The sequence below is a fragment of the Pontibacter sp. LHS1 genome, assembly GCF_058932855.1.
This window is the reverse complement of sequence record NZ_JBZYWF010000003.1, coordinates 306,587-321,782: the sequence shown is the minus strand read 5'-3', so window position 1 is coordinate 321,782 and position 15,196 is coordinate 306,587. Positions and strand designations below refer to the sequence as shown.

Below are 15,196 nucleotides of genomic sequence, written 5' to 3'. Positions count from 1 at the left end.
AACTATAGCTTTATCTCAAACTAATCTAAATCATGATTTTAAAGCTAATAGTCTTGATCCCTTTGGGTCAGTTAATGCTTTACTTGGTCATCGATAAGTTAAGGCTTAGCTATGGAAAAATTGTTTTACTGACGGCATTGTTAGTAAGTCACATCTTTATTTTGCCAAGATATTTTTATCCGGATCCAGATCCTGACGGGGCCAACTGTGGCATGCCTGTTTTAGGCATCACCCTTGCATTCTGGATCTTTGGAAGTATTTCAACACTTTTAATGCACGCATTTTATTCCTTGATCAAAAATAAAGTTCGACGCCAGTGATAAGTCTCTTATCAACTTTATGGCTATCACTGCTTAATATAGCTCACTAGTAGTCGTGTCACTGCCTTGCCATAACACCCCACCTTCCACCTCACCGATTTCACCTTAAATTATTCCCGTTTGGCAAGTATAGGCTTCTGTTAATGTTTAATATTAGCTAAATTAATTCAATATTTCTTTAGCAATAATACCATTCACGCATGAATAGTCTGGCATCATCGGAGCTTGTAACAGCCGGTTGGGTACTTGTACTCGCCTACGCAGGCATTATCCTGTTTTTTGTGATACGGGGTGCGCTGCGTATTCGCTCCATCTCTGATTACGCGCTTGGCAATGTGGCTTTTTCACCAATTGCCGTGGGTCTGGCATTAGCTGCTTCTATGACAAGTGCTGCCACCTTCATTATAAACCCAGGCTTTGTGGCGCTATATGGTATAAGCGGGGTCATCTCCATGGCCATTGCCTTGCCGATAGCGGCGCTCGTGTCGCTGGTGGCGCTCACCAAAGGCTTCCGCAAGATGGGCACCGCCGTAAAGGCCCAGACCATGGCCCAGTGGATGGGGCTGGTTTACAAAAGCCGTGGCTATGCCATGTTCTTTGCTTTCCTGTCGCTTTTGCTCATCACCTTTATCGTCCTGATTTGTGTAGGCCTTACCAAAGTACTGGCCAGTGTGCTCAACCTGAACGAGCTGCATGTATGCGTGGGCATCGTGGTATTTGTGTTCGGCTACATGATGTTCGGGGGCGCCAACTCGATGGTGTACACTAACATGATCCAGGCGGTGCTGATGCTGGTTGTGGCCTTTATACTTCTTGGTTCCGGCTATCAGCATTTCAGCGATGGCGTGCACGGCTTCCTTGACAAACTGGCCGCCATCGACCCTTTGCTAATCTCACCGACCAACCCGCAGAGCTTCCTTTTCCGCGATAATTTCGAGATCATTTTCTGCCAGATGATCATCGGGGTGGCCATTGTCTGCCAGCCGCACATCATCACCAAGTCGCTCTTGCTCAAGAACGAGAAAGATGTGAACCTATACCTGCTGACGGGCGTGCTAGCCGAGGCGCTGTTCTTCTTAGTGGTGTTTGCCGGTCTTTACGCCCGTATTTCTTTTCCCGACCTCACCGCAAATGGCCAGCCGCTGCCTGTCGATGGCATCATGTCAGCGTATGTGGTGCGTGAGTTTCCGGTTTATGTAGGCCTGCTGCTTGTGCTGGGCCTGATCTCAGCAGGACTCTCTACTCTTGAAGGCCTTATTCAGTCGCTCTCTATCACCATCACTTCTGATATCCTAACCCCAATTGTGGGCGATAGCATTAAAGCACGGGGTGTGATGATTAACCGGCTTGTCATCGTAGTGCTGGCGGGGGTTACCATTTGGCTGACCTTCGACCAGTTGCAGAACCCGAACCTGAGCGTGGGTATTTTTGCACAGAACGGGGTGTACGCTTACTTCTCGGCCGCTTTTGTGCCAGTGCTGTTTGGCATGTTCCTGCGCCGCGTGCCGCTTATTGCCCCAGTGGCAGCCTCTCTTACATCGGTCATCGTGCATTTTAGCGTGTACTATGGCGGTCTCACTACCTACATGCAAGCACCTGTGCGAAACCCAGGTATAGCAGCCGCCCTGGCCATCCTGGCATCAGTAGCGGTGGGTCTCATCTTTTACTATGTGTTCCGTCAGCCTGCTAAAAAAGCAGAAATTATAGACCCTTCACTTTTGATTAAACCAAGCTATGAAAGTGAGCTCAAAAACTAGGCTATTAGTAGCTTCATTAGGTCTCTTGTACCTGCACACAACTTGCCAGTCGGCACAGCCTGTGCCAGCATCAACAGGTATGGACAATACCATTGGCACAGAAGCAGCCAACACACAAGCGACTGCCAGCACCTCAGCTACTGCCATTGCACCAGCGGCCGATCCTGTGTTTGAAGGGCTGAGCTACAAGTATGCCACTAAGAAAGTGACGCTGCCTAACGGTACACGAATCGCCTATACCGACGAAGGCAAAGGCTCCGAAACGCTTGTCTTCATCCATGGACTGGGCAGCTACCTGCCGGCCTGGGACAAGAACGTGGCCGAGCTTCGCCAGCACTACCGCTGCATCGCCATTGACCTGCCCGGTTACGGTAAGTCCGACAAAACAGGCGTGACCGCAGGTATGGCCAGTTATGCAGATGACGTACTGGCCTTGATGGACGCGCTTCAGCTGCAACAAGCCACACTGGTTGGCCACTCCATGGGCGGGCAGATTGCCATTACCGCCGCCCTGAAAGAACCGCAGCGCATCAAGCACCTGATCCTGGCTGCTCCTGCAGGTATAGAGACCTTCACGGAGCAACAAAAACAGCTCTTTAAAATGACGGTGACGCCGGAAAGCGTGCAGAAAACCACGCCAGAACAGATAACGGCCAACTTTAAAGTCAACTTTCACCAGATGCCGGCTGATGTGCAGTACATGATCGACGATCGCCTGAAAATGACAGAGTCAGCTGAGTTTGGAGCTTATTCCGCAGCCGTGGCGGGAAGTGTGGCAGGTATGGTCGACGAGCCGGTGTACGAGCAACTGCCACAGGTACAGGTACCGACGCTGATCATCTTCGGTGCGCAGGACGCCCTTATACCGAACCGCTACCTTAACCCGAACCTGACTACCCAGGCAGTCGCAGAAGCTGCCCGCGACCGCATTCCCAACAGCCAACTGGTGATGCTGCCCGAAGCGGGGCATTTTCTGCAGTACGAGCAAGCCAATGCATTCAACAAAGCTATCAGGAGCTTCCTGAAATAGCACCTAAGCGATAACCTTAAACATCTAACCTACATTGCCATGAAAAAAATTTACACACTCCTGTTCGCACTCCTTGCAGTGACACAGGTAGCACTCGCCCAAAGCGGCAGTGTCAAAGGCCGCGTGCTCGGGGCCGACACCGGGGAGCCTCTGACCGGGGCCACTGTCTTGCTCGAAGGAACAACCAAAGGGGCTTCCACGAATGCTGCCGGTGAGTTTAGCATCATGGATGTGCCGGCTGGGACCTACAATATGCGCATTTCCTATGTAGGCTATAATTTCCCACGGCAGTCCATCACTGTTACTTCAGGCGGCACCACCGACATCGGCACTGTCACCATGAACATGACCAATATGGTGGGCGAAGAGATTGTGGTAACGGCTTCCCGCAGACCCGAGAAACTGACAGAAGCCCCTGCTGCCATCAGCGTGATCTCGTCGCGCGACCTGACGGAGTTGCCTTCATTCAACGTGGGTGAGCTGCTCAACAAGGTACAGGGTGTGGAAGTAGTGCGTTCGGGTGTGGCTGGTATCGGCATCAACGCCCGCGGCTTCAACAATGCCTTCAACGTGAAGATGTTCCAGTTGACCGACGGCCGTAACTCGATGCTACCAGGTGGTACAGGTCTTCCGGCTGGTCTTTATAACACCGTGATAAAGGAAGATATTGAGCGTGTAGAAGTGATTCTTGGCCCGTCTTCGGCGCTTTACGGTCCGAATGCGCACAACGGTATCATCAACACCATCACCAAAGATCCGCGGCGCTATCCAGGCACAACCGTAACATTAGGCGCCGGTAATCAAAACGTGCTGACAGCCCGAGCCCGCCATGCAGGTGTCATCAACAGCAAGTTCGCTTATAAGGTAAATGCAGAGTATACCGAGGGTAAGGATTTTGAGTTCATTGACACCGTATATACCACGCTGGGCCCTAAGCCTGAGTATGACGTGGATTTTGGCTTCAACTTCAAGCGTGCCAGCGCCGCCGTGTACTACACACCCAGACAGAATATGGACATCATTCTGGACTATGGCATCGGGCAGGGTTCTAACATTGGCGTGACGAACAACGGTCGTAACCAGATCAACGGCTGGACCTTCCAGTACCTGCACGGTCGCATTGTGACGCCCCGCATCTTCGCACAGGTATACAACACCTGGAACGATGCCGGTGATACTTACCAGATTAATGCCCGCACAACCAACTACCATACCCTGCGTGCCCTGGGCCAGTCACAGGACGTAGCACACGAAAAGTCTAAAACCGGTGCTCCGGCAGGTTCGCTCTACCCTGGCTCACCTGCCATCGCTTTCCCAGGCTTTATAGACAAGAGTCACCGCATGAACGGTGAGGTACAATACAACAACAGCTACGCCGGTTTTGATGTGATCACAGGTCTTAGCTTCCAGCGCGATGTTGCCTATAGCCGCCAGACCTACCTCGACGACCGTAACGGCAACATCATCCTGAACCAGTATGGTGCTGTGGCTCAGATCGAGCGCAGCCTTGGGAACAGAGTGCGTGCCGTCGTAGGCGCTCGCCTGGACCGTCACGACAACTATGGCACCCAGTTCAGCCCGAAAGCGGCCCTGACGCTGAATGCCCTGGCAGGTACTTTCAGAGCTACCTATGGCCGTGCTTATGCAGCTCCCTCTATCCAATTCCAGGAGTTTTATCTGAACAATGGCGCATTGGCCATTTTGGGTAGCGGCGCAGGTCTGACAATTCAGAATACGGAGACAGGTGCCACTCGCGAGATCCCGAAGCTGGAGCCAGAGCGTGTACAGACCTTTGAACTCGGTTACAAAGGTACTCCCACCGACAAGTTTTATGTGGACCTGAGCACCTGGTACTCCATGTCACAGGATTTTATCTCCCCACTAACAGGCATCACCCCGATCATGGGCAAAGAGAAAGTAATCCGCAAGGGAAGCGAAGATGTGACGGAAGCTGCTTCTAATGCCCTCAACTACTACCTCACTTACCTGAACTATGGTAATGTGAACTCCTGGGGAACCGATCTGGGTATAAATTATTACCTGAGCAATAAATTCAGCTTGGGAGCCAAGTACTCTTATTTCAATTCCGATATTACAGACCGCGATAACCTGGACAACGATGCCAACGGCGATGGCAAAGTGACGCCGGCCGAGAGCAGCCTGAATGCTCCGAAACACCGCTACAACTTCAACTTCACGGCCCGAGACCTGTTCAACAACAAATTCTTTGGCTCTGTGAATGTGCGCATCCTGCCGGAGTATGATTTCTTCTCTGGCTCACAGGTGGCATCCCGCGAAAACCGCGAGCAGCGTGTGGCACCGCTCCTTTACAACTATGGTCCACTGGGCGGCTTCACGTCTGTGGATGTGAGCGCTGGTTATCGCTTCACGCAAATGATCACATTAGGAGCCAGCGTATCCAACCTGTTTGATGTTGAGCAGCGCGAGTTTGTAGGTTCACCGGTGATCGGACGTCTGTACTCCGCTGAGTTGCGCTTCGACTTTGGCGGAAAGAAAAAGACAAATGATGTTAGGTAGATAGATTAAGGTAAGAGCAGGGCGCCCCTAAAGGGCGCTCTGTTTTTTTACAGCAGTTTCATTACAAGAACTTTACACATGAAAAATGCGATCATCACAGGCGGCACCAGCGGTATAGGCTTAGGTATAGCCCGCTTATTTGCTGCCCAAGGCTATAATCTACTGTTGAACGGGCTTGAAAAGAATGGCCAGGCCATTGCCAGAGAACTGGCTCAGGAGCACGATGTAAAAGCAGTGTTCTCATCTGCTAACATGCAGCACCCTAACCAGATCCGAGAAATGGTGCAGCAGGCCGAGCAGGAGTTTGGGCAAATTGATGTCCTCATCAACAACGCAGGCATACAATATGTCGCTCCTGTAGACGAGTTCCCGGAAGATCGTTGGGATGCGATTATTGCTATTAATATGTCGGCTACCTTCCATGCTTCCAAGGCAGTGTGGTCAGGTATGAAAGCCCGTGGGTTTGGCCGCATCATCAACATCGCCTCAGCCCATGCCCTGCGTGCATCGGAGTTTAAGGTGGCCTATGTGGCAGCCAAGCACGGTGTGGCAGGTATAACCAAAGTCCTGGCGTTGGAGGGAGCTCCTTACGGCATTACCTGCAATGCTATTTGCCCGGGTTATGTACGCACTCCACTTGTGGAGGCACAGATCGCCGATCAGGCACGTGCCCACCAGATGTCAGAAACTGAGGTCATCGAAAAAGTGATGCTGAAGAAACAGCCTATTAAGCAATTTGTGGAAGTTGAAGCACTCGGCAATCTGGCGCTATACCTGGCATCCGATGCAGCCGGGCAATTGACAGGCGCCATGCTGCCCGTAGATGGTGGCTGGTCGGCGCAATAAGCTATACCTTATCTCAGCCCACAGCTGATCTTAAAGCAAAAGCCCCGGCTCTCTCAGGAGTGCCGGGGCTTTTGCTTTACCTTAATTTATTACTTGCTGATAATCTTAAATTCGGTACGTCGGTTCACCTGGTGATCTTCTTCCGAACATTCTACAAAGTCAGCACACTTGTTACGCAGCCTGGTTTCGCCATATCCTTTCGCTACCATGCGGTTGCGTTCTATACCTTTCGATACAATGTAATCCACTGCAGCCTGCGCTCTACGATCCGACAGATCCTGGTTATACTTGCGGGTCTGGCGGCTGTCAGTATGTGAGCTCAACTCAATGCGGATAGTCGGGTTGGCCTTGAGTATACGCACCAGCTTGTCTAGTTCAATGGCAGCATCCGGACGAATGTCATGCTTGTCGAGGTCGTAGAAGATGTTCTCCAGAACGATTGGTACGTTCGGCGTGTCACGGTACATGATCATCTCCACCAACAGCGAGTCTATGCTGAAGCGGCAATCCGGTGTGAAGAGGATGGTCTGTGTCAGGTAACCTTTCTTACTGCCACGGATGGTGTATTGCATACCTGCTTCCACTTTGTAGTTAAAGTTACCAGTAGAGTCGGAGTGCGTTTCGACCATGGAGCCTACGTTCTCTTCAAATAACTGAAGCAGCACATTGTCCACCATCACACGCTTCTTGATGTGCGTTCCTGGCTGATCAACCATCTCGTAAGTCTGTCCTACCAGCGTACACTCCACATTCACCTCTCTGAACTTGTAGATATTGTCGTAGCCTGTCTCGCTTGTTCTGCCTGATGATAACCAGCCCTTGGTGCCCGAACTGTCTACGACGATACCTAAGTCGTCGCGGGAAGTGTTGAGCGGGTACATCAGGTTCTGCACGCGTGTCCAGTTGCCGTGCTCACCCTCAGCTTTAAATATATCCAGACCTCCAAGGCCTACATGTCCGTCAGACGAGAAATAGAGTTTACCATCACCGCCTATACTTGGGAAGCTTTCACGGCCGCTCGTGTTGATCACATCTCCTGCGTTTACAGGCTCGCCCCAGCTGCCATCAGGCTGGCGCTCACAGTAGTAGATATCGGTTTCACCCGCTCCTCCCGGCATGTCAGACACAAAGTAAAGTACCTTCCCGTCTGGTGTAATGGCAGGATGCCCAACAGAATACTCCTGTGGCTTATTGTATTTGAAAGGCTTCACATCCACCCACTCATCGCCATTGCGACGCGCCATAAATATTTCATGACGGTTAATGTTTCCGGCCCCCTTGCCATTGCCTCTGTTCACCCAACTGGTTGGGTCGGTGTTCACTTTGGCATGACTACGCTTCACACTGTTGGTACGTGTAAAGTAAAGGGTATTCTCCTTCGGCAGGAAAGATGCCGGGCCATTGTGAAAGTCTGTGTTGATCTCTTTGCTAAGTGGGCTCGGCTCGTTCCAAGTAGAGTCTTCGTTCATGCTGGCGTAGTAGAGCTGCACGAAGCCATTACCTGTCCAGTTGAAGCGCTCTTTTTTCTTGTTGTCGTCAGTCGGCAGTCTGTCCGACGAGAATACCATGTCGCCATTTGGAAGCTGAATAGGGCTGAAGTCAACTCCAGAGGAATTAAGGCTTTGCTCGGTAGAAATTTCGTAGGAAAGCGGTCTGTTCGTCCAGAACATAGCTGTATCGCATGAGGCCGCCAGTGCCATCGCCCTGTTAGCCTGCTCCGGCACGCGGCGGGCATAGCTGGTATATAATTCTTTTGCCTTCTCATAGTTACCATTGCGCTTGGCTGCTTCGGCATAATAGTAAAGGCTGGCTGGCGTTACATTCTCAAAGCCGGCAGCCTGCGCATACCAAAACTCCGCCTCCTTGCTGTTGTTCATCAGGCGGTAGCTGTCTGCTATGCGCTCGAGCAGATAAGCGTCCGGCTCTTTACGCTCCATCAACTTTTTGTACGCGTCGAGCGCCAGGGCGTACTCAAAACTATTGAAGTATTTATCAGCCTCCTTTATCTCTTTTTTCTGCGCTGCAAGTGGCTGCGCGCATATTGTAGCCAGAAGAATCAGTAGGTATAGGAATCGTAATCTCATGTTTGCTTTCTGGGTGAATTTAGAAGTAACGAGGTGTCAGCATTCGGTTATCCTGCTTCTTGAAGAAGGAGTAACCCAATGAAATTTCGTGGCTGGCATGCTGGCGCAAGGCATTTAAGCTCACATCGTAAGAGTAGCCCAGTCGCAGCTTAGGAGTTACATACAGCTGCGCGATGGCAGCCCAGGCATTGCGGCGGTCCAGTTCGTATTCGTCAGAGTAGTTGCTGTGCACTTTCACGGCCGTACGGTATGAACCTCCCAGCCAGATGCGCTCTCCCAGCAGGAAAAAGGCGTTCAGATCCAGACTGGTCGGGCTGTTAAAGTCCTCCTTTACCAGGAAGCTAGGCTTGAAGATAAGCGTCGACGAGAGGTCCATCACATATCCTGCCGATAGGAAGTAATGGCGATTCGGCATGGTCACTTCCAGATTGTCACCGCCGGTATTGATAAGGTTGGCTACTGAAAGCCCGGTATAGAAGCGCTCCGTATTGAAAAACGCTCCGATACGGAAATCAGGCATCAGTTCTGAAACGCGACCGGGATTCAGGGCCTGATCAGGTCTTGTATTGCCGGTGTTGAGCTTGGTGCCATCGAGGGTATACTGCGCCAAACCTGCCGCAAAGCCTAGCGCCAATTTGGACGTCTCGCTCATTTGCAAGCGGACAGCCAGGTTGCCATGAAGTCCCATCTGGCGCTGTGCTCCCAGCTCATCATTCATCGCATTGAGGCCAAAGCCTAGGAGGCCGCTACGCGAAGAACCGTCCACACTGAAAGTCTGTGTAGTGGGAGCCCCTTCTATACCTACCCACTGGCTGCGGTGTGTCAGATTTGCGTTGATAATCTCTTTGCTACCCGCATACGCCGGGTTGATGATCAGCTCGTTGAAGATGTACTGAGTGTATTGCGGTGCCTGCTGCGCATAGCCTTCCCAGGACAGCAGCAGTAACACCAGAAGTACCCCTATTTTTCGCATGGTAATCACTTAATTCGTTTGTTTTCTTATCGGACGATCATCACATAACCCTTGTAGGTCTTCTCAGAGCCATCGCACAGCGTGAGACGAATCAGGTAGTAATAAGTACCCTCTGCTAATTTGTCTCCGTTCCAGTTGTTCTGATAAGCTTTGCTCCTGTACACTTCGTTACCCCAGCGGTTCACTACTACCACCTCGTTATCCGGATAGTTTGTCAGGTTTCCTACCACCCAGGTGTCGTTTTCACCATCGTTGTTAGGTGTAAACACGTTTGGCACATTCAGGGCGGCTTCGCGCAAACCTGGGTCCGAGATCATGGTTACCGGGTCGCTCTTACATTCGCCGTTGTCGGCTACTACAGTTATTTCTCCTTTGGCATTGCCCTGCATTACGGTGATCACGCTGGTGCCCTGCCCTGACATGATTTCCCAGCCAGCCGGAACTTCCCAGGTAAACAGTGCCGATGGGCTGTTGGACTCGAGCTCGAAAGTAGCTATATCAGAACAAGCTAGCGTGCGGTCTACAATGCGGCTGATCACAGGCAACGGTCTGGTAGTAACAGCCAGTGTCGTTGCGTCGCTCTTGTCACAGTCGTTCATAGCTTCCACACTTATATTTCCGGAGCTTGTGCCCATCTGCACTGTGATTTGTGTCGTGCCCTGGCCTGAAGAGATAATCCATCCGGCCGGCACTTTCCATGAATAAGAAGATGCGTTGGCAACTGCGTCGATGGAGTAAGTGGTGATGCGGGTTGCGCAAGTCAGCGTTTCTCCTTTGATAGCAGCAGGTGCAAGCGGTGGTGAGGTAACAACTTCGACTGTCAGTTTAGCTTCTGCTGTAGCGCCACAGGCATTCTGTGCTTTTACTATCACATCGCCTCTGCCCGTTATTTTTACTGTTATGCTGTTGGTGCCTTCGCCGGCAAGTATTTCCCAGCCGGTTGGCAGTGTCCACAGGTATGTTTCGGCACCACTGATAGCAGGTATAGAATACACGGCATCCGTTCTACCCACACACGCCAGCTCCGGTCCTTTTATAGCTTCCGGGTTCATGAGCGGACGCTGAGGCGATGTGACAATCTTAACACTATTGCTCTCACCGCATGAGTTCACAGCCTTTACGGTAATCTCTCCGCCATTTATACCTGCTGTTACTTTAATTTCGTTTGTCCCCTCTCCTGAGGTTATTTCCCACCCTGCTGGTACTGTCCATACATAGCTGGTGGCAGTTGGCACGGGATTGATGCGGAAGCCCAGGTTTGTAGCATTACCACAGTAAGATTCTGTATCGCTAATGATGGCACTTGGAGCAACCGGCACTTCACCGACCAGTTGGAGGGCCAAGGTATTGCTTTCGCCCACTGAGCCGCAATTATTAATGGCAGCTACTCTTACCTGCCCCTGCGTAGTTCCGGCTCGTACTGTTATGCTGGTGCCAGTCGCGTTACCAATCACCTCCCAGTCTGGGCCTGGGAAAGTCCACTGGTAGGAAACAGCTCCGTTTACAGGGCTAATGGAGTAGGTTTGGTTTTTGCCTGCGCAATACTGCGTCTCCCCGGTTATAGGGCCTGGCTTAGGTGTCGGCACATCAGGCTGCAACGTGATGTTGAGCGTGGCCGCCTGGCTCTCACCGCAAGGGTTTTGGGCCGTAACCCGTATTGTACCTGACTGCGTGCCTACATCTACTACAATTCTGTTTGTTCCCTGTCCTTCTACAATTCTCCAGCCTGTAGGGAAGGACCAGGTATAGCGCTGGGCCTGGTCTACGGGGTCAAGCCGGAACTCCACATTTGTCTGGTTCACACATATTGCTCTATCCGGGCCTGTAATCACAAACGGTATGTCTGGAATGAGGCTAAAAGGCTTTACACGCAATACAGCCGGGTCGCTGATGCCGCAAGAGTTCTTGGCGCTTACTTTTATATCACCTTCGTTTGTACCAAATTTCACCTTGATGCGGGTTGTACCATCACCATCGAGTATTTGCCAGCCCTGTGGCACTTCCCACACATACTTCTGTGCGCCTTCAACTGCATTGGTGGAATAATATGCCTCAGTTGTGATACAGGTAAATGGATCGCCCGTTATTGAAGCAGGGGCAATCGGTTTTGCGGTAGTAGCTTCCACATTTTTTCTTGTCCTTCCTTCTGCACCACACGAGTTAATCACCATCACAGATATTTCTCCACTCTGTGCATCCGTGTCCAGCTTTACTGTGATCTTACGTGTGTCCTGCCCCGAAGTAATTGTCCAGCCGTTGGGCACAGACCAACTATACTCGGTTGCAAAAGGCACTTCTTCAATCCAATACTCGGTGCCTGAGCTTCCTTTACATATTGGGAATGCTCCAAAAATATCGCCGGGCACTACAGGTTGATCAGGTATAATCTGTAGCTCAAATTTCAGGTCGCTGCTACCGCATGGGTTTATACCACTGATGGTTACCTCACCAGCTACACCATTGGGGTTAAAAGTGATACTGTTCGTACCCTGACCTTCTATCAGTGTCCAAGCGGCAGGCCAGTTTTTCCATTCATACTCCCGCACGTCGCCACTTGCCTGCACACTGAAAGTTACACGATCCACATTGTAGCAAACAGTCATTTTGCTGTTGCCAGAGACAGATGTAGGTTGGTTAGGTTTGTTCAGAAAAGGCTTCACAGCCAGGGTTCGGTTAGGGCTCTCGCCGCAGGAGTTCTCCGCTATTACAGACACATCGCCTTCCGACTCCCCAGGCATCACTTCAATACGAGTAGTGCCTTGCCCGTTTAAAATTTCCCAGCCAGTGGGTACATTCCATATATAGTTAGTGGCTCTATCAACCGGTGCGATCGAATAGAAGGCTACTGTGCCGGTACAAATGCCTTCCTGCGCGTCTATTGGGCCGGGCTGGTCCGGCTTTGGCGGAGCATTGGTAATGCGAATAGAACTCCTCGGGCTCTGAAAGCAGTCGTTAGTAACGTATACCTGAATTAAAGCGTCCTCGTTTGTATTCTCGCGTTCGGCTTCAACTGTAATTTCGTTTGTGTTGCCGCCGCTTACAATTTTCAGGAAAGACGGCACTTCCCAGTTGTACACGTCTATGCCTGGAATTCTCGGCACTTTGTAAACACCTGTCATACCCACGCATATCTCGGCAGGGCCCTCTATATCGCCTGGCTTTGGCAGTACTGTACATAGGTTCTGTATAGACTTGGCGTTGTTCGACCTGATTTCGTCTACATAGCTACCACTAATGCTGGTAACACTTATTTCACCAGCATTAGTGGCTGGCATTTTGGCCGTAATTGTAAGTGTTCTTGCCTCACCCACATTTAACCGTCCTATGGTCCATACCCAACTGCCTTCCGGCCCCGGCGATACCGTTCCCACCGAAGGAGAGAAGACATGGTCGGTTCCCGTAAAGCGGAATGTTACGGTAACATTGTTATCATCAATGGGCCCGTTATTTTTGCCTGTAATTGTATAAACGATAGTCTCGCCTACCATGTAGTAATTCTCCCCCATACTACCAGGCGTCTTGGCTACATCAACTTCAAGGTCGTTAGGTATAGTAAAGGTATTTTTATTAAGGGAGACAGTACCGTTTAGTGCCGCGACACGACCATTGACGTTTGCCCCTTCTGCCAGGGTAGCACTACTTTGCGCAATATAATTACCCCGTAAGCTAGCATTGCTGTTCGCGATCAGGTCTGTTTCTACTATCCAGAAAATATTCCCCACTCGGGTATTTGCATCCGTGTTTACACCAACACCCGCCCTCACCGTAAGGCTACCTCTGATGATAAAGATAAAAACCGGATTAGTATTGCCCTGAGAGTTTAGGGTTATATTGTTGTTAAGTGTAGCATTCCCACTAAACTCATACACGCCGGGCGTAAAGGGGCTGTTAAAGCTTCCGTTATCAACAGAAGTTTTGTTCGGAGAGTTAATAGCCGTATTGTAAACAGCCTGGGCATCTGCAATTGCCTGAGAAGCAGCCGCATTTTGATTATCGATGCCGCGCAGCACGACGCCAGGCGGGAAGCCTTCGGCAGGAGTATCAACGGACGCAAGTTTGCCGGGCATGGTGGTTTCCAATGTATTTGTAACCCCCAGCTTACCTGCTACGTTATACTCGTAAAAGGCCCCCAGTGTGGGCGCTTGTTGCGCATTTACGCCAAACGTAACCAGCCATAAGCCCAGCACTAAGAGCAAGGCTCTACTTAAGAAGCTTGTCATGAAATCAATGAGTATAAGTTTGTTATAGAACTTGGCGTTTAAGTATTCAACAATTTGCAACTACGGACAGCCATTTCCGTAGCTCTTTTCTTTCCACATCTCTCAGCCAAATAACTCGCAAGTATATACTTAAAAAAGTACATTAAGAAGCTTCAAAAGTATATTGCATATATTTGGGGCTATATTAACCTCTAAAATTTAACAAAATTTGTTAAGTACCAAATTTTAAGTTAAAGTTTAAACTTAATTACGGCAAAGTCCTATGTTTCTTATGTCACGTTTAAACATCTGCCAGTACAATATTACACGCTGGCTGATCACGTCTTACAAGCTATTTCACAATAGTATTTTTAGACTCGGGTGCAAAAGTAGGCACAATTGGGCACACTCTGTATCAGCGACATAAAAAAAATATTCCTGTACAGGCTCTTTCAGAATTGCACTAAAACAAAAAGTGCTCTTACGCTACCATACCCATTGCGGGCAGATAATGCGGCGGTCATTGAGCAGCTTAAAACCTACTACGACCTCGTGAGTTCCGGCACTTACCCGGTTGAGGCCCGATGTAGTGGCGTCGTACGAATAGGAGATATCTATCAGCGGGCTAACGTATACGCCTACCATACCTACTATGGCATCGTTGTGGCGGTAGGAAGCCCCTACCCAGAAGCGCTCATCGTAAAGCGCACGCAGATTCACATCCACAGAAAGTGGACTAGGCGAGGCCAGTTTAAGCATCACAGAAGGGATCAGGTCAATGCGACCTCCAGGAGCAAAGCGGTAGCTACCCGTCAGGAAGTAATGACGCTGCAAGTCAAGTGATACATTGTTCTCCTCAGCGGAACGGAAAGTGCCTGCATTCTCAAGCAGCTGCGCACCCGCAAGGCCAACAGAGAAGTTACGCGAGTACACCCACAGCCCCAGCGACAGGTCCAGCACATTCTGATTCACCCGACCTCCACCTATAAGCGGCTCCGCCGGGTTGGTGAACTCCAACTCTGAACTGTTGATGGTATTGCGCACCAGACCCGCTGCCACGCCTGCCGACACGTTGATGGTGCGCGTAACGGGTAAGTGGTATGCATAAGTGCCTGAGAGCCCCGTTCTACGCAATGGCCCCGTTTTATCGGTATGGATGATCACGCCTGCTCCATGATGAGCCAGTGCCTTCGCATACTTGGTACTGGCTGCGCCTTTGTTCAGGGGCATATGGGCAGAAGCATAGTAGGTAACAGGCGCTCCGTCGAGCCCCACCCACTGTTGCCGGTTGCTTATGCGTATGTCGGCGTAGTCTTCTATACCTGACAGTGCAGGGTTGAGCAGAAAGTTATTGACCATGTACTGGCTATACTGCGGACGCTGCTGTGCGAAAGCCTGCGTAACAACACCCACTAATACAACCAACAGGAGAGACAGCTTTTTCATAGT

Annotated in this window: 9 protein-coding genes; 5 read left to right on the top strand and 4 right to left on the bottom strand. The window is 50.6% G+C overall.

Features of this window, described 5'->3' with window-relative positions; translation table 11 throughout:
• The first annotated feature begins 32 nt into the window (after positions 1–32).
• From AC5FXQ_RS08545 to AC5FXQ_RS08525, 5 genes are all read left to right on the top strand, one after another.
• Positions 33–320: a hypothetical protein gene (locus tag AC5FXQ_RS08545; RefSeq protein WP_493602049.1), complete on the top strand. Its 288-nt coding sequence runs from the start codon at positions 33–35 to the stop codon at positions 318–320.
• 200 nt (positions 321–520) lie between these two features.
• Positions 521–2,077, top strand: coding sequence for a sodium:solute symporter family transporter (locus tag AC5FXQ_RS08540; RefSeq protein ID WP_493602048.1), 1,557 nt, complete (start codon positions 521–523; stop codon positions 2,075–2,077).
• 79 nt (positions 2,078–2,156) lie between these two features.
• Complete coding sequence (locus tag AC5FXQ_RS08535) at positions 2,157–3,107, top strand: alpha/beta fold hydrolase (RefSeq protein ID WP_493602047.1); 951 nt, start codon at positions 2,157–2,159, stop codon at positions 3,105–3,107.
• A 39-nt stretch (positions 3,108–3,146) separates the two neighbouring features.
• Positions 3,147–5,645 carry a TonB-dependent receptor gene (locus AC5FXQ_RS08530; protein ID WP_493602046.1) on the top strand — a complete coding sequence of 833 codons (2,499 nt, stop codon included), beginning with the start codon at positions 3,147–3,149 and terminating at the stop codon, positions 5,643–5,645.
• A 78-nt stretch (positions 5,646–5,723) separates the two neighbouring features.
• Positions 5,724–6,491, top strand: coding sequence for a 3-hydroxybutyrate dehydrogenase (locus AC5FXQ_RS08525; RefSeq protein ID WP_493602045.1), 768 nt, complete (start codon positions 5,724–5,726; stop codon positions 6,489–6,491).
• Positions 6,492–6,580: 89 nt separating this feature from the next.
• Here the strand turns inward: AC5FXQ_RS08525 and AC5FXQ_RS08520 are convergent, their stop codons facing one another.
• The 4 genes from AC5FXQ_RS08520 to AC5FXQ_RS08505 all read right to left on the bottom strand — a co-directional run bounded on the left by AC5FXQ_RS08520 (position 6,581) and on the right by AC5FXQ_RS08505 (position 15,193).
• On the bottom strand, positions 6,581–8,575 hold the full coding sequence (locus AC5FXQ_RS08520; protein WP_493602044.1) for an OmpA family protein: 1,995 nt from the start codon (positions 8,573–8,575) through the stop codon (positions 6,581–6,583).
• A gap of 19 nt (positions 8,576–8,594) precedes the next feature.
• Positions 8,595–9,548, bottom strand: a complete 954-nt coding sequence (locus tag AC5FXQ_RS08515; protein ID WP_196116832.1) for a PorP/SprF family type IX secretion system membrane protein — start codon at positions 9,546–9,548, stop codon at positions 8,595–8,597.
• Positions 9,549–9,574: 26 nt separating this feature from the next.
• Positions 9,575–13,768 (bottom strand): ice-binding family protein, encoded by a 4,194-nt coding sequence (locus AC5FXQ_RS08510; protein ID WP_493602043.1) that lies wholly within the window; start codon positions 13,766–13,768, stop codon positions 9,575–9,577.
• Between the two features lie 465 nt (positions 13,769–14,233).
• Positions 14,234–15,193, bottom strand: coding sequence for a PorP/SprF family type IX secretion system membrane protein (locus tag AC5FXQ_RS08505; protein ID WP_493602042.1), 960 nt, complete (start codon positions 15,191–15,193; stop codon positions 14,234–14,236).
• Positions 15,194–15,196 lie beyond the last annotated feature (3 nt).